The 15,612-nt window shown below is 37.7% G+C and carries 16 protein-coding genes; 12 read left to right on the top strand and 4 right to left on the bottom strand.

What is annotated here, in order from left to right:
* Positions 1-20: 20 nt before the first annotated feature.
* Positions 21-773, bottom strand: coding sequence for an ABC transporter permease (locus NV349_RS20275; RefSeq protein WP_089934273.1), 753 nt, complete (start codon positions 771-773; stop codon positions 21-23).
* Positions 770-1,501 (bottom strand): ABC transporter ATP-binding protein, encoded by a 732-nt coding sequence (locus NV349_RS20270; RefSeq protein ID WP_058845199.1) that lies wholly within the window; start codon positions 1,499-1,501, stop codon positions 770-772. The genes NV349_RS20275 and NV349_RS20270 overlap by 4 nt, the downstream gene beginning before the upstream one ends.
* A gap of 94 nt (positions 1,502-1,595) precedes the next feature.
* On the opposite strand from NV349_RS20270, the gene NV349_RS20265 reads away from it, so the two are divergent.
* Positions 1,596-2,096, top strand: a complete 501-nt coding sequence (locus NV349_RS20265) for a methylated-DNA--[protein]-cysteine S-methyltransferase (RefSeq protein ID WP_271911049.1) — start codon at positions 1,596-1,598, stop codon at positions 2,094-2,096.
* Between the two features lie 138 nt (positions 2,097-2,234).
* Here the strand turns inward: NV349_RS20265 and NV349_RS20260 are convergent, their stop codons facing one another.
* Positions 2,235-3,533, bottom strand: a complete 1,299-nt coding sequence (locus NV349_RS20260; RefSeq protein WP_271911048.1) for an ammonium transporter — start codon at positions 3,531-3,533, stop codon at positions 2,235-2,237.
* A 15-nt stretch (positions 3,534-3,548) separates the two neighbouring features.
* Positions 3,549-3,890, bottom strand: a complete 342-nt coding sequence (locus NV349_RS20255; protein ID WP_036124574.1) for a P-II family nitrogen regulator — start codon at positions 3,888-3,890, stop codon at positions 3,549-3,551.
* Positions 3,891-4,202: 312 nt separating this feature from the next.
* On the opposite strand from NV349_RS20255, the gene NV349_RS20250 reads away from it, so the two are divergent.
* The 11 genes from NV349_RS20250 to NV349_RS20200 all read left to right on the top strand — a co-directional run bounded on the left by NV349_RS20250 (position 4,203) and on the right by NV349_RS20200 (position 15,601).
* A complete protein-coding gene (locus NV349_RS20250) occupies positions 4,203-5,663 on the top strand; it encodes a nicotinate phosphoribosyltransferase (RefSeq protein WP_271911046.1) in 1,461 nt (486 codons plus the stop codon).
* A 21-nt stretch (positions 5,664-5,684) separates the two neighbouring features.
* Positions 5,685-6,509 (top strand): NAD(+) synthase, encoded by an 825-nt coding sequence (nadE, locus tag NV349_RS20245; protein WP_271911045.1) that lies wholly within the window; start codon positions 5,685-5,687, stop codon positions 6,507-6,509.
* A 159-nt stretch (positions 6,510-6,668) separates the two neighbouring features.
* Complete coding sequence (locus NV349_RS20240) at positions 6,669-6,989, top strand: hypothetical protein (RefSeq protein ID WP_058845195.1); 321 nt, start codon at positions 6,669-6,671, stop codon at positions 6,987-6,989.
* A 208-nt stretch (positions 6,990-7,197) separates the two neighbouring features.
* Positions 7,198-7,845, top strand: coding sequence for a hypothetical protein (locus NV349_RS20235; RefSeq protein WP_058845194.1), 648 nt, complete (start codon positions 7,198-7,200; stop codon positions 7,843-7,845).
* 60 nt (positions 7,846-7,905) lie between these two features.
* Positions 7,906-9,177: a right-handed parallel beta-helix repeat-containing protein gene (locus NV349_RS20230; protein WP_089934285.1), complete on the top strand. Its 1,272-nt coding sequence runs from the start codon at positions 7,906-7,908 to the stop codon at positions 9,175-9,177.
* A complete protein-coding gene (locus NV349_RS20225; RefSeq protein ID WP_058845192.1) occupies positions 9,174-9,626 on the top strand; it encodes a nitrous oxide reductase accessory protein NosL in 453 nt (150 codons plus the stop codon). The genes NV349_RS20230 and NV349_RS20225 overlap by 4 nt, the downstream gene beginning before the upstream one ends.
* The gene (locus tag NV349_RS20220) at positions 9,626-10,426 is read left to right on the top strand and encodes an ABC transporter permease (protein WP_058845191.1); all 801 of its coding nucleotides are present in this window, start codon (positions 9,626-9,628) and stop codon (positions 10,424-10,426) included. Before NV349_RS20225 ends, NV349_RS20220 begins: the two co-directional genes overlap by 1 nt.
* Positions 10,423-11,103 carry an ABC transporter ATP-binding protein gene (locus NV349_RS20215; RefSeq protein WP_058845190.1) on the top strand — a complete coding sequence of 227 codons (681 nt, stop codon included), beginning with the start codon at positions 10,423-10,425 and terminating at the stop codon, positions 11,101-11,103. Before NV349_RS20220 ends, NV349_RS20215 begins: the two co-directional genes overlap by 4 nt.
* Positions 11,104-11,298: 195 nt before the next feature.
* Entirely contained in the window at positions 11,299-12,243 is a 945-nt protein-coding gene (locus tag NV349_RS20210; protein ID WP_058845189.1) for an AAA family ATPase, read from the top strand.
* Positions 12,240-13,421 carry a DUF58 domain-containing protein gene (locus NV349_RS20205; RefSeq protein WP_271911044.1) on the top strand — a complete coding sequence of 394 codons (1,182 nt, stop codon included), beginning with the start codon at positions 12,240-12,242 and terminating at the stop codon, positions 13,419-13,421. The genes NV349_RS20210 and NV349_RS20205 overlap by 4 nt, the downstream gene beginning before the upstream one ends.
* Entirely contained in the window at positions 13,418-15,601 is a 2,184-nt protein-coding gene (locus tag NV349_RS20200; RefSeq protein ID WP_058845187.1) for a DUF4129 domain-containing transglutaminase family protein, read from the top strand. The genes NV349_RS20205 and NV349_RS20200 overlap by 4 nt, the downstream gene beginning before the upstream one ends.
* Positions 15,602-15,612 lie beyond the last annotated feature (11 nt).

The following is a 15,612-nucleotide window of genomic DNA, read 5'->3' as shown; positions in this document are numbered from 1 at the left end:
TATTCATTTCAGCTTAACAATTATTTCATATCAAGTATTTGCATACGTTCATTAAATAGCACAGGATAACTTAAAAAACCAATCATGATGCTGGATAATGTTGCTGTTGTTAAGAGCGCAAAGATGATTAAAAGTTGAAATTGGACAGCATGGATAGGGTCAGCCCCACCAATAATTTGCCCACTCATCATACCTGGTAGCTGTACTAAACCGATTGTTTTTTGGCTTTCTATCGTAGGAATCATACTAGCTTTTACGGCATTAATCAGTTGGCGATGAACGGCTTGTTTTGGCGTGCCACCTAGCGATAAAATTAATTCCATTTGATCTTTATGGCTACTAATTTCAGCTGTAAAACGATTTAAAAATAAAATGGACAGCACCATCGAATTGCCAATTAACATCCCACTAATCGGAATGATATACTGGGCAGTAGCTGGAACAATATGAAATCCTAGCAAGACACCTTGTGTAACAATTTCTATGACGACAAGTGTCAGTGCTATTTTCCAAGTAATTCCTTTAATACCCACCCCTTTTTTTCGTGCATTTAATGTTGCGACGACAATCATTAGCGCTACCATGAGAAGTATATAACCATAACTATTGGCGTCAAAAACAAATTTTAAAATATAGCCGACAGCAAGCAATTGAACAATGGAACGTAACGTTGCAATGAGCGTATCTTTTTCAAGACCCAACTTTAATGTTTTAGATAATATGAGAGGAATACAGACAAAGATTAGGGTTAAGGATAAGGCTGTAAATGTCATTGATTAACCCCCTGAACAAACGCTGCAACACGTGGATTCGTTGGGGCTTCAAGTAAAGCACTTTTACCAGTTTCAATTAACTCCCCATCCATCATAACCCATGTATAGTGACCAATTGTCAATGCTTGTTGCAAATTATGTGTAATCCAAATTATCGTGACATTGTATTTTTTGTTAATAGTAGCAATCAATTTTTCAATTTCTTGTACGGATTGACGATCCAGCGCAGATGTAATTTCATCTAATAATAAAATAGAGGATTGATTGATCAGGGTTCGTGCAATGGATACCTTTTGACGTTGTCCACCAGACAATTCACTTGTTGATTGGTGTAAGAAGCTTTCGTTTAATCCAACATCCTCTAAATATTGGACAGCCTCCTGCTGCGAGAGTTTTTGCCCCTGTAGTGTACGGGGAAGGGCGAGATTATCTAGCACTGTACCTGCTATCATCGGAGCTGCCTGTAAAGCAATACCAACATGTCTCCTTAAAGCGGTGGGCTCATATGTAGAAATAGGCTGATTTTCAACGAGTATATGCCCGTTTGTTGGTGACAGAAGACCATTACATAATTTAAGTAGCGTTGTTTTACCAGCACCAGAAGGACCAACAAGAGTCGTAATTTGCCCTTTTGGAAATGACCCAGTAATTGACTTTAATATCATTTTGTCATTTACTGAAAAATGAACTTGTTGAAAGTGAATGGCAGGCTCATATAACGTATTCATTTATTGAAACTCCTTTGTTATAGTCGGTAAAATAACTGTAGCATGAAATGACTGGAAGATGCAGTTTAAATAGTAGAAAGTAGGGGATTTGGAAATGCAAATATTGTATGTCGATACATTAACGTATACACAAGGGGATATGTATCTAGTGGCTTCAGATAAAGGTATTGTCTATATAGGAACACCAAATGCATCATTTGAGGAAGTAGAAGAGTGGGCTAAAAAACCTTTTAAAGGGTATGGCTTTGAAGAAAATCCAGAAAAATTACAGCCATATAAGGCTCAGTTAACTGCTTATTTTAACAAGGAGCTTACTGAGTTTGACCTACCTGTCCATGTAAAGGGAACACCTTTTCAATTAGCCGTTTGGGATGCCCTAAAAGAATTGCCTTATGGTACAACAACATCCTATGGTAATATCGCACAACGCATTGGTAATCCGAAAGCAGTTAGAGCTGTAGGGACTGCAATTGGTGCAAATCCAATACTAGCGATTATTCCATGCCATCGAGTCATTGGCAAAAATGGTCAATTAACAGGCTTCCGAAGTGGCCTCGCTATGAAACAGTTTTTACTTGAGTTAGAGCAAGTTTAAATTAAGTGAAGGTTGATGAAGGGTGGTTTGAGCAATGGGAAGAGCGTTTTGAGCGAAAGAATTGGAAATAATTACCGAACTAAAAAAGAAAAATCTGCCCCCATCATCTAGAGATACAGGAGCAGATTTTTCCACTAGCTATACATGTTGTTCTTCTTGGGCATTGCTTTGTGATTTACCGAAATGTGTTAAGCGATGAGCAAAGGTTTCTCCTCGTACAGCAGAGCTTTTGAAAATGTCTTGGAATTCGTAAGCAGGAGCGCCATGCTCCATTACATCTAAACCAGCAATCTCTTCTTCAGCTGTTACACGTAATGGGATAAATGCTTTGATAATCAATAAGCCTGCTGACACAGATACGCTAACCCAGGCAACTGTTGCGATGACACCGATTGCTTGAATCCCTAGTAGACCAAAACCACCGCCATACAATAAACCTTGACCACCAATGTCAAATAAACCAACTGCCAATGTTCCCCAAATACCACAAATACCGTGAACCGCAATCGCTCCAACAGGATCATCTACTTTTAGCTTCCATTCAAGGAAACGTACACCTTCTACAAGTAATGGCGCGGCGATTAAGCCGATGATGAGGGAGCCCATGATACTGACATTCGCAGCACCAGCCGTAATCCCTACAAGCCCGGCTAATGCACCGTTTAATGTAAGGGAGCCATCAATATGACCGTAACGGAATTTCGTATAGAAAGCGGTAGCAACTACACCAGCAGCTGCTGCAAAGAATGTATTGGAAATAACACTAGGAACAAGTTCAGGATCGGCAGCTAACGTTGAAGCTCCATTAAAGCCGAACCAACCAAACCAAAGTAAAAATACGCCTAAAGCTCCTAATGGAATACTGTGTCCTGTAATTACATTTACTCGACCATTTTCATATTTACCAAGTCGAGGTCCAACCATAACAGCTGCGACAAATGCTGCGACAGCCCCCGTTAAGTGAACAACTGTAGAGCCGGCAAAATCAACAAAGCCTAGATCTGTTAACCAGCCTTGCCCACTCCAAACCCAGTGACCAACAACAGGATAAACAACTAAAGACATAAGTATAATGACGCCGATATAAGCAAAAATATTAGTACGTTCTGCGACAGCGCCAGACAAAATCGTTGCTCCAGTTGCAGCAAACATTGTTTGGAAGATAAAGAAGGAAAGATCATCTACTCCTTTTAAAGCAAAGCCGCTAGTGCCGAAAATACCACCTACTGTGTCGCCGAACATAATGGCGTAACCACATAAAAAATAGACAATGCCACCAAGGGAAATCGTTAGGAAATTCTTCATGATGATATTGACGGCATTTTTCGAGCGGGTAAATCCAGCCTCGACCATAGCAAAACCAGCGTGCATAAAGAATACTAAAATAGTGCCAAGCATCACCCAAATTAAATTAACCGATAATAATACTGCATCCATCTATATCTTCCCCCTTTACTCTACTGCAATCGATCCGACTTCTTTTGTTCGGATACGAATTGCTTGTTCTACTGGATAAATGAAAATCTTTCCGTCCCCGACCTTGCCAGTTGCTGCTTCACGCAATAAAATCTCTACGATGGCATCGATTTTCCCATCGTCCACAATCATTTCCAATTTCAATTTAGGTAAAAATTCAATTTCATACGTATTGCCGCGAAAGAGTCCTGTTCTACCTAACTGACGACCACAGCCGGCAATTTCAGAGACGCTTAAACCTGCAATTCCTTCCTTTGCAAGTCCGTCCCGAACGGCCCCAAAAACTTCAGGACGAATGATTGCTTCAATTTTTTTCATGTGTACCAGCTCCTTGCGTAAATTTAATTTACATGTTAAAGCGGAATAAAAATCAATGCAATTGTTTTTTTAGAATGCATGTTATATTACCTTACATCTTATATTTCTATTCTCGAAATAGTTTGCAGAAAATGTTTTTATAAAAGGAATGAAAGCGGTACTAAAAAATGTGTCTAAAACGTGAACAGTTCTAAATTTTCTGACTATTTATGTTAGAAAACCTAACATCAAATAGAAGATATGTAAAACGCAAGAATTTGGGTATATAGTGTATACTAGGACTAATTATCAAAGCGGAAGAAGGGGTTTCTTTTGAGATCAAACTATGCAGATGATAGCTTAGCGCTACACACAGACTTATATCAAATTAATATGGCAGAATCCTACTGGGCGGATGGCATACATAATAAAAAAGCAGTTTTTGAATTATATTTTAGGAAATTACCTTTTGGTAATGGCTATGCCATATTTGCTGGGTTAGAGCGAATGCTTGATTATCTACGTGATTTTCATTTTAGCGAATCCGATATTACCTATTTACGTGAGGAAGTGGGCTACAAGGAGGACTTTATCGAGTACTTGAAAAATATTCGATTCACAGGGGATATGTATTCTATGGTAGAAGGGGAGCTTGTTTTTGCCAATGAACCGATTGTTCGAATTGAAGCTCCATTAGTAGAAGCGCAGCTTATTGAAACGGCATTGCTTAATATTGTTAATTACCAAACATTAATTGCCACAAAGGCAAGCCGTATTAAACAAATTACTAAAAATGAAGTGGCGATGGAATTTGGGACAAGGCGTGCACAGGAAATGGATGCAGCTATTTGGGGAACTCGTGCTGCGTTTATAGGGGGCTTTGCTTCTACTAGTAATGTTCGTGCAGGTAAACTTTTTAATATTCCTGTCTCTGGTACACACGCACATGCGTTAGTACAAGCTTATAAAAATGATTATGATGCATTCCATGCTTATGCTAAACGTCATCGCGATTGCGTATTTTTAGTAGATACTTACAATACGCTGAAATCAGGTGTGCCAACTGCTATTAAAGTAGCTAAAGAGCTAGGAGACAAAATTAACTTTATTGGCATACGTTTAGATAGCGGTGATATCGCGTTTTTATCAAAAGAAGCTCGTCGTATGTTGGATGCTGCAGGCTTCCAGGATGCCAAAATCATTGTCTCGAATGATTTAGATGAATACACAATCTTAAATTTAAAATCTCAAGGTGCAAAAGTAGATGTTTGGGGAATTGGTACAAAGCTTATTACAGCTTACGATCAGCCTGCATTAGGTGCAGTTTATAAAATGGTGGCTATCGAAAATAGCGAAGGGCAACTTGAAGATACAATCAAAATTTCGGCTAATGCGGAAAAGGTATCAACGCCAGGATTAAAAAATGTCTATCGTATTATCGATAAAAAAAATGGGAAGGCAGAGGGCGATTATATTACGATGCAAGAAGAAAACCCTCAAGCTGAGGAACGCATAAAAATGTTCCATCCAATCCATACATTTGTATCAAAGTTTGTCACAAATTTTGAAGCAAAAAATTTACATCAGCATGTTATTAAAAACGGAGCAATAAATTATCAAAATCCTACATTAGAGGAAATGCGTGATTATGCTACGGAAAATTTAGAATTGTTATGGGATGAATATAAGCGTGCGATGAATCCTGAAGAGTATCCAGTCGATCTCAGCCAAAAATGCTGGGATAATAAAATGCGTAATATTGAAGAAGTGCACAATATGGTTAAGCAAATGTAAATAAGAGGAGTGACGGGTACAATGACTTTACAACAACAAATTATTGAAGAATTACGTGTATTGCCTACTATTAATGTACAGGAAGAAATACGTAAATCCATTGATTTTTTAAAGGAATATGCACAACACTATAGCTTTGTAAAAGGATTCGTTCTTGGTATTTCTGGTGGTCAAGATTCGACGTTAACAGGAAAACTAGCACAGTTGGCAATTGATGAACTAAATGCAGAGGCTGGGGAAATGAAGTATTCTTTTTTGGCTGTACGTTTACCATATGGCGTGCAGGCTGATGAACAAGATTGTCAGGATGCCATTGATTATATAAAACCAACGAAAATTTACACTGTGAATATAAAAAATGCTGTAGATGCTAGTGTGTTGGCTTTAGCAAATGCAGGCGTTGAGCTGAATGATTTTGTGAAAGGGAATGAAAAAGCTCGTGAGCGTATGAAGGTGCAATATTCAATTGCCGCGATGAATGGGGCAGTTGTGTTAGGAACGGATCATGCTGCGGAGGCTATTACGGGGTTTTATACAAAATTTGGTGATGGTGGAGCGGACTTAATGCCGATTTTTCGTCTAAATAAACGACAAGGTAAGCAACTGTTAGCAGAACTTAAATGTCCTGAGCATCTTTATAAAAAGGTGCCAACAGCGGATTTAGAGGAGAATCGTCCATCATTGCCAGACGAAGTGGCACTTGGTGTATCATATGATCAAATTGATGATTATTTAGAGGGAAAAGAAATTCCTGAAGAACCACGCCGAATCTTAGAAGGATATTATTTGCGTTCTCAACATAAACGTCATATGCCAATTACGATATTTGATGATTTTTGGAAGTAAGATGAGTGAAAAGAGTTATGAAAAAGTGAACTTCGCTTTTGAAAATAGCTCTTTTCTCTCTTTTTTTATGCCATTTGGTTCTATGTTGTTAATTATCAGCATATAATGTCGATATAATTACCTATAAGGATAATAAAATGTAGGGGAGGGTAACTTTTTATGAGGACTTCTAGAGTGAGTGCAACGACAAGCAGTGTTTTTCGGCAAGAAAATCAGTATTTGCATGCTGGGGATATTAGCCATAACTTTGGGCAAAATCCACAAAAACTATTTAAAAATAGTTTGCAAAAAAATAAAGAGAAGAAGCACAGTTCAATAAATGCACCAAATCAACAGCAGCAACATCAACATACAGCGCCTATTCATATGGATAGTGCTAGTGATTTACAAATTCGTCGGGAATTAAATGAAACTGCGTTAAAGCTAAGCCGTTTAAGCAAACAAAAGAAGCGACTCAATAGTTACCGTTCTTCCATATAAATAACGAGCTCTCCACATGCATAGTGTGGGGAGTTTTTATATAAGAGTGGAAAAAGAATTGCTCTAAATTCAAAATATTTGAAGTGAAGATGTTCATTGAATGTTCAAGATAATTTTTCCAATTCTTCACTCCGATTTTTAACTAATTTCACAACTAATCTGTAATGTAGAGTATAGCAACAGAAAACTAAATTTGGAGGAAATAGTTTTGAAAAAATTATGGTTACCTGCACTAATATTATTATTTGTACTTGCAGCATGTGGCAGTGAAAAAGCCCAAGTGAAAGAGAAGGAAACGGAGCAAGAGGCTACGAAAAATGAAACAGCAACATTGAAAGAAGATTCTGTCCAGGTTGCTTCGCTAGTAGACCCACGGTTACAAGAGCCAAAGGAAGATACAGTTTGTGAAATGTGTAATATGAAGGTTTACATGAAAGATCACGAGATGGGAGTATTTTCAACACAAGCTATAAAAGAAGATGGGTCCATTGCTTTTTATGACGATATTGGCTGTTTGTTAAATGCGGAGGTTGCCAATGAAGAAAAAAATGAAAAATTTGTCCGTGATTTTGTGACAAAGGATTGGGCAAAGGTTGAAGATGTAACTATTGTGAAAACAGAGCTGAAATCTCCAATGAACTGGGGCTATATTTATTTTGTGAACAAGGCTGAAGCAGATAAATATATCCAAGAAAATTCGAAAGCTTACGTTGAAGATCTACAAAAAATTAAAGATGATGCATTGGAGAGACGTAAGAAGAAAATGATGCAAAAAAAGGCTGAGGAAGAAAATGGCGAATCTGGTTCCATGCATTCGAATGAAATGAATCATGAACAAGAGGGACACAGTCATTAAAGCGTTAGACTAGGGGGCATTCCTCTAGTCTTTTCATGCTGAATGGGGAGGTGAAGAGTGATGAAACAAATCAGTTTTTTCTTTTTGTTTTTTCTATTTACAAGTCAAACGGCATATGCGGAATTTGATATTCAATTTGCTATTGATCAAGCGAAAACTGGAGAGATTATTCATATTCCTGCTGGTCGTTACCAAGGGAATTTTACGGTGAAGAAACCAATTATACTACGCGGAGAAGAGGGGGTTGAGTTGTATTCTTTAAATAATAACCCTGCACTAAAAATTGAACATGTAGCTAATGTCTCTGTAGAAAATATAATGATAAGTGCAAAAAACAAAGGCATTGTAGCCAATGAGGCAGAGAATCTAGAGTTGAGAGAGATAGAGGTAAAAGATGTTCAAGTAGGTATCCATATTCAACGTTCAAAGCATGTTCGAATTTTAGAAAATAGGATTATTGGTAATCAGTCACATTATGCTGAAAAAGGCAATGGGATTGCTGTGTTTAAAAGCGAGGACATTGCCATCGAACAAAATACTATTGAACAAGTGCAAGATGGTATATACGTAGAAGAAGTGAAGCAAATTGATGTTCAACGAAACAAGGTGACGAATAGCCGTTACGGAACACACTTTATGTATTCGAGTGGTGTGGAGGTGCTTTTCAATACGTATTCACATAATGTTACAGGTCTAATGGTCATGATGACTACTGACTTAGAAATAGCTAATAATACAGTCAGTAGCCATAACGATTTCAATAGCTATGGTCTTTTAATGTATGACACTCAGCAAGCAATGATAAGAAAAAATAGCTTTCATAATAATCGAGTAGGTGTAGCATTGCAAAAAAGTTCAGACATTCAAATACAAGAAAATCGCTTTCGAATGAATCAGACCGCATTAGAAGGTACAAAGGTAGAGGATGACTCAATCATAAATGATAATCAGTTTACGGGAAATATATTAACGGCAAGATCAGACCACCAAGGTTTGCGTCTCATTGGCAATTTTTATGATGATTATACTGGGATAGATGTTGCGGGCGATGGTTTCGGGGATGTTCCCTACGTAGCTGTATCGAGCTTTGGACAGTGGATGGTGAGACAACCAGTTTATCAATTTTTTGTAGCATCACCAAGCGTCATGATCTTGACGTCACTAGATCAGCAAATTAATAAAACAGAACAAAATCTACTCGTAGATAATGAACCAAAATTACTTAGCGATATGAGAAAGACGGAGTTTTCGATAAATATCATACAATTGTTAATTGGTCTAGTGGTATCTATGTGTGGTTTATGGTTTTGGAAAAGAGGGATGCGAATATGACTAGATGGATAACTATTTTGATTTTATGCAGTGCACTATTGGTAGGATGTAGCGATAAAACATATAAACCACGTGAGATTATCAGTGAAACAGATGTTTGTGAAATTTGTAATATGAGTATTGTTCATAATGAATATGCTGGACAGATTGTTTTGAAAAATGGAGACTATGAGATTTTTGATGATATTGGGTGTCTGATGGAATATCTTGAGCTAAATGGTGAGGATGAAGTTGGCGCAGCCTATATTAAAAATAAGGCAAACAATGAATGGATTGACATTTATAAAGCGACATTTGTGTACAACAAAGAGTATTGGACTCCGATGAACTATGGAGTTCTAGCATTTGCGACAAAAGATGAAGCGCAAAAATGGATGACTAATGAAGGAGATGGTCAACTATTGGCTTATCAGGATTTGCTAACGTTTAATTGGGGGATACATGAGTGATGTTTGTGAAAATAGAGCTGAAGCAAATTTTAAGAAGTCGTTGGATGCAACTAGTAGCCTTTCTTTTTACATTTGTTTTTGTAGCAATTATTGTCATTCAACAAATGGCTTTACCTGATATCGAGGGTTTTACACGTCAAACAGCATCATTTTTAAATGTATTATTGTTTCTATTACCATTATTTATTGTAAGCATTGGAAGTATGAGTATAGCTGGTGATATAGAATCTGGTTGGTATTCGTTACTAAAAACCTATCCGATGAAACGACGACAATATATTATAGGCAAATATGTAGCAACATCACTTGCCTTTTTACTGGTTGTGTTAGTGGCATTTGGTGTTGTCTTAGCATTAGGTGGTTTTTTAGGCGGCGTACGATTACCGTTTGTTTTAGTTACCCTCACGCTATTAAGTATCTTTATTTTTGTATCAATAGGTATTGCACTGGGGGCATTTGCCCAAACAAGGTTATTTGCACTAGCATTATCACTTGTTGTATGGTCCTTTTTTTTATTGCTTATATCTTATGCTTTAATGGCTCTAGGTGCAGTTGTAGCTGGTCATGTTTTACAAAAGCTTACCATCATAACGATACATATAAATCCTGTGGAATGGCTGCGCTTTGGTTATTTTATATTCAGCAATCAAGCTAGTGTGCTTGGTCCAGCGTTTTATGGAGTAACGAAGTTTTATTTGTCGCCATTGGGTCACGTGGTATATGGGATTGTGACGACTTGTTGGATTGTTTTGCCGCTTATGCTTGCTACGAAGTTATTAAAGGGGGACCAGCAACGATGATTCTTTTAGAAGCGAAAAATGTAGCTAATGTCTATGATAATGATAGAGGTTTAAAAGAAGCAACCTTTACATTGCATTCAGGTCGAATTTTAGCGCTGGTTGGAGGCAATGGAGCAGGAAAGAGTACGTTGATTCGACTATTAACGGGTCAAGAAAAGCAAAAATCTGGGGAAATGATATGGCATAAACCACAAGCAATTCGTTATATGCCTGACGATGTAGATTTCCCTACTATGCTAACTGCCGCTGAAATTTTAGAGTTGTTGGCATCTTTAAAACAAGTAGATAAATATGAACAAGAGCACGTTTTGAAGCGCGTTTCCTTGTGGGACGTTCGCAGGCAACAGGCTAAACAGTTTTCTAAGGGAATGCTACAACGATTAAATCTTGCGCAAAGCTTACTTGGCAGCGGTTCTTTGTTGATCTTAGATGAACCGACTAATGGCCTTGATCCGTTTTGGATAGCGCAGCTGAAAAATATGATGTTGGAGGAAAAGGAGAAAGGGAATACGGTCATATTTTCTACACACTTGCTGTCTTTTGCTGAAGAAATAGCAGATGATATATTAGTTTTACATGAAGGGAAAATTATTGTTTCTGGGACGATAACTAATATTTTTTTACAAGAAGATGCTACATCGTTGGAAGAAATATGGTTAAAAAGAATAAATTTGTAACATTCTATTACGGAATGACGTTATATAATAAGGACTAGGCTTGTTTGATAACATTCAAACAAGCCTTCTTTATGAGGATCAATAGTATGTAGCGGTTTCAGATAATTGTTTTAGAAGACAGATTTCGCTATGCTTAGGATAAGTTATCGTGCAATTCACACAATTGCCTGATGGAATGGGAGGCTTTTTTGATTTATGAATTCTCAAATACAGGATGTTTTAGAAAATATAGAAAAAGTAATGATTGGTAAAAGAGAGGTTGCTGAGCTTAGTATTGTCGCATTATTAGCGAGAGGGCATGTCTTGTTAGAGGATGTACCTGGAGTAGGAAAGACGATGATGGTGCGAGCGCTTGCGAAATCCTTTGACGCTCAGTTTAAGCGCATTCAATTTACACCAGATTTATTGCCTTCAGATGTAGTTGGTATATCTATTTATAATCCAAAAACAATGGAGTTTGAATTTCGCCCAGGACCAATTATGGGGGATGTTGTATTAGCAGACGAAATAAACCGTACGTCGCCAAAAACACAATCTGCCTTATTAGAGGGCATGGAGGAGGCATCTGTCACAATTGACGGAAAAACACTGCTAATTAACCAGCCATTTTTTGTTATGGCCACACAAAATCCGATTGAACATGAGGGTACCTATCCTTTACCAGAGGCACAACTGGATCGCTTTTTATTGAAGATAAAAATGGGTTACCCATCTAGAGGGCAGGAAGTAGAAATTTTGCGAAGAGCTGAAAATGGTAAACCAATTGAAAAAATCGAATCAGTGTTATCTGTAACGCAATTAATTGAATTGCAGGAGCTTGTTCAGGGCGTGTATGTGGAAGATTCAGTTAAAAATTATATGGTGGAGCTTGCTGCCCAAACAAGGGAAAATAGCTATGTTTATTTAGGGGTGAGTCCGCGGGCAACATTAGCGCTAATGAAAGCTTCTCAAGCTTATGCATTTATGAAAGGGCGCAGCTATGTGACACCCGATGATGTTCAATATCTTGTGCCATTTGTCTTTAACCATCGTTTAGTTTTAAAACCAGATGCACGCTACGATAACGTAGCCGCAGACGAAATAATCAAGCGCATTATTGCGAGTACACCTGTTCCGACTAAAAGGTTTGCAGAACAATGAAGAAATGGAAAGGCTTTTTAGAAAAAAGCAAACATTTTTTATTGATTACCTTTTTGATGGTCGTAACATTTAGTTACGCTATGTTCCAAGGAGGATTCGTCAGCTGGTTTGTATTTTTTACGGTTAGTCCATTTTTAGTGTACGCACTCTTGTTCTTTGTAGTGAGAGACGATATTTTACTTGTAGAGCGTAAAATTGAACCAAATCATATAGAACGAGGGCAATCGGCAAAGGTGTTTATTACGATAGAAAGAAGAACACGTTTCCCATTTGCCTATATCATGATGGAGGAACTTGTAGATAGTGAAGGGTTAGTACAGGCTAAAATAGAAAATTCAAATGCCATTAAGTTTGTTGGCTTTAGGAAAAAATTTAGCTGGCATTATGACTTGGAAAAGATGCCTCGTGGAGAGCATCGCTACTTAGGGGTTACAATGGTTTTCTATGATTTCTTTGGCTGGGCAAAAAAGCCTGTCATAGCAGAAAAGGAACAAACTATTTTAGTTTATCCGAGAATCAGGGAGATGAAATACGCTACCCTTCAAACGAAATATGATGTTGGCTCTATGATGTCACCCTATTCCATTGTAAAGGACACATCTATGGCTGTTGGGTTAAGAGAGTATGTTCCAGGAGATCGCTTTTCATGGATTCATTGGAAATCATTTGCGAGAACGCAAACCTTACAATCGAAGGAGTTTGAGGATCGACAATCTTCAGAGTTATTGCTCGTATTAGACGCTAAAAAATCTCCAATGTTTGAAGAAAAAGTGGAGTTAGTAGCATCCATGCTACAGATGATTGTTCAAGAACGAGGAGATTTATCTTTTATTTCCGCTGGAGAAATGACGAAAGTATTCCCGGTTATACAAGGTGAAAAGCAATTAGATCAGATTATGTATCATTTAGCCGCTATAAAGCCTATAGAGAATGTCAAATTCAGATTTTATGATCAGCAATCTTTTAAGCAAGTTGCAACATTGCTTTATGTGACAAGTGATGTATCAGAAGAATTACTACATACTCTTGCGAATTTAGTGAAAAGCTGTATTTGTTTTGTAGTGGCAAAACAGCCACCTGTGCAATCTGAGCTTATGATGCGTTATAAACATATACAAATCGTTTATGTAGACCCAACAGATTTTTATCATTTATTCACGGAGGTGATGAAACCGTGAAACGACCATTAGGGGAATTTATAGAATTAACCATTGCGTATATTATTATATTCTTCATTTTGCGTGAATGGCTTATTCCTATTATGCAATTAACGAATACTGGCGGGATGCATCTCTTCCTTGTGTTTATTGGTTTATCCCTAGCGTTAAGTTTATGCCGAGTACACCCAATATTATCTGGATTAGTGAAGTTAGGCTATATTACTTGGCTTATTGTCTTCACTTATAGTACAAGCCCCGTTTTTTCAGGAGAAACTTTACCGTTTTTATTGTCTGAATGGACAGGGAATATGACCTCCATACTATCGGGGGATTTTGGACAAGTATCAAATGCCTTTAGGACAGTGCTATTTCTTGTATTAATTTGGATGCTTGTTTATTTAATTCACCATTGGGTTTCAGTGCGGAAAAATATATTTTACTTTTTTGCTATGACTGTCTTCTTTATTGCCACATTAGATACGTTTAGTGATTATGATGGTAAAGCGGCTATTGTAAAAGTTATTGTACTTGGATTAATTATGACAGGAGTACTCTTTGTTAAACGTCTATGGCTTCAAGTTGAGACAACAAGTACTATACTGGAGAAATGGAAAATTGTTATTCCGATGCTTGTCTCAGTATTGCTTGTTAGCTCTGTCGCATTCTTTTTACCAAAGACAGGACCAACATGGGCAGATCCTGTGCCATTCATCCAAGAAATTACTGGCCAAGCTGGAAGCGGAACTGGGGAAAAATCAGTTGGCTATGGCCAAGATGATAGTCAGCTCGGAGGCCCATTCCAAGGGGATAATACATTAATTTTCACGGCTTCTTCTCGTGATCGGCATTATTGGCGTATTGAAACAAAAGATACGTATACATCAAAAGGCTGGATTATTTCGGATGGAAACTTTGGCAAAAATGTCTATGAAACAAATACACCCATTCATACTTCTTTACAAGTAGGATTACCAGAAAATGAGCGACAAATTCAATTAGATATTGCTGTTCCAATGCCATTTTTGATTCAAACTTATGGTTTATTATCTGTTTCAGCTCAAGACGCCACTTTATTTATTCAGGATGAGCAGACTGAAAAAATGACGATAGAGCAGCAGGCGGGTGAATCAAAATCGTTATCAAACTACTCATTGTCTTATAGTGAACCAGTTTATAGTATGGAGCAGCTTCAATTGTCATATCCTACTACACTTGAAACATTAGATCCTTCATATAATCGTTTTCTACAATTACCAAACCAGCTGCCGCAGCGTGTAAGAGATTTAGCTTCTGATATAACGCAAGGTAAAGCTACGATATACGATCAAATTAAAGCTGTGGAAAGTTACTTTAGAACCAATGGCTTTAGATACGATAAAAATGAAGCGGCAATTCCTGCTGAAAATCAAGATTATGTCGATCAATTTTTATTCGATACTAAAGTAGGCTATTGTGATAATTTCTCCACTTCGATGGTTGTGCTTTTACGTTCACTAGGCATACCAGCAAGATGGGTTAAAGGCTTTGCACCTGGCACAGTAGGACCGATAACAGACGGACTGCGCGAATATCGAATCACGAATGACAATGCGCACTCTTGGGTGGAAGCATATATACCTGGCACGGGTTGGATGGAGTTTGAACCTACCATCGGCTTTACAGGTAATGTGAATATTGATTATGATATCCCACTAGATACAGCTGATCAGGAAGAGGTATTGCAGCCAGAAAAAAAACCAGAGCAGCCCCAACCACAAGAAAAGGTATCTGAAAAGGAACAGTCTCCATCAAAATTTAATTTAGATGCAGTATGGACATGGCTGAAAAAATTCACTTATGTGTGGATTGCCATCGTGGTTTTACTGATCATTATTAGTATTACGTTATACTTACAACGTAAAACATGGATTCCTAAGATGCATGTGCGTGTATATCGCAAAAAGGTAGCGGATTGGTCAAACTTCGATTCTTCTTACCATGTATTGCTGAAGCAATTATCCCGTATTGGATTGCGTAGAAGAGATGGGGAAACATTGCGTGCGTTCGCTGAGCGAGTAGATGCTGCGCTAGAGACAGATGAAATGCAAAAGCTGACAGAAGTATATGAACAACATGTTTATGGAAAAGATAAGGAGGAAGTCGATTTTAGAGAGCTGAAAGAAAGTTGGGAATATTTAATCAATCGCACTATCAGTTGATTTTAATGTGT

Source organism: Lysinibacillus sp. OF-1 (genome assembly GCF_028356935.1).
GTDB lineage: Bacteria > Bacillota > Bacilli > Bacillales_A > Planococcaceae > Lysinibacillus > Lysinibacillus fusiformis_D.
Note: the sequence above shows the minus strand (reverse complement) of the source record. Positions and strands in the feature narration are given on the sequence as shown.

Excerpts from the sequence above, each read along its gene's own strand:
- NV349_RS20275 (WP_089934273.1), bottom strand. The coding sequence starts at position 773 with ATGACATTTACAGCCTTATCCTTAACCCTAATCTTTGTCTGTATTCCT.
- NV349_RS20270 (WP_058845199.1), bottom strand. The coding sequence starts at position 1,501 with ATGAATACGTTATATGAGCCTGCCATTCACTTTCAACAAGTTCATTTT.
- NV349_RS20265 (WP_271911049.1), top strand. The coding sequence starts at position 1,596 with ATGCAAATATTGTATGTCGATACATTAACGTATACACAAGGGGATATG.
- NV349_RS20260 (WP_271911048.1), bottom strand. The coding sequence starts at position 3,533 with ATGGATGCAGTATTATTATCGGTTAATTTAATTTGGGTGATGCTTGGC.
- NV349_RS20255 (WP_036124574.1), bottom strand. The coding sequence starts at position 3,890 with ATGAAAAAAATTGAAGCAATCATTCGTCCTGAAGTTTTTGGGGCCGTT.
- nadE (WP_271911045.1), top strand. The coding sequence starts at position 5,685 with ATGACTTTACAACAACAAATTATTGAAGAATTACGTGTATTGCCTACT.
- NV349_RS20240 (WP_058845195.1), top strand. The coding sequence starts at position 6,669 with ATGAGGACTTCTAGAGTGAGTGCAACGACAAGCAGTGTTTTTCGGCAA.
- NV349_RS20230 (WP_089934285.1), top strand. The coding sequence starts at position 7,906 with ATGAAACAAATCAGTTTTTTCTTTTTGTTTTTTCTATTTACAAGTCAA.
- NV349_RS20225 (WP_058845192.1), top strand. The coding sequence starts at position 9,174 with ATGACTAGATGGATAACTATTTTGATTTTATGCAGTGCACTATTGGTA.
- NV349_RS20220 (WP_058845191.1), top strand. The coding sequence starts at position 9,626 with ATGTTTGTGAAAATAGAGCTGAAGCAAATTTTAAGAAGTCGTTGGATG.
- NV349_RS20215 (WP_058845190.1), top strand. The coding sequence starts at position 10,423 with ATGATTCTTTTAGAAGCGAAAAATGTAGCTAATGTCTATGATAATGAT.
- NV349_RS20210 (WP_058845189.1), top strand. The coding sequence starts at position 11,299 with ATGAATTCTCAAATACAGGATGTTTTAGAAAATATAGAAAAAGTAATG.
- NV349_RS20205 (WP_271911044.1), top strand. The coding sequence starts at position 12,240 with ATGAAGAAATGGAAAGGCTTTTTAGAAAAAAGCAAACATTTTTTATTG.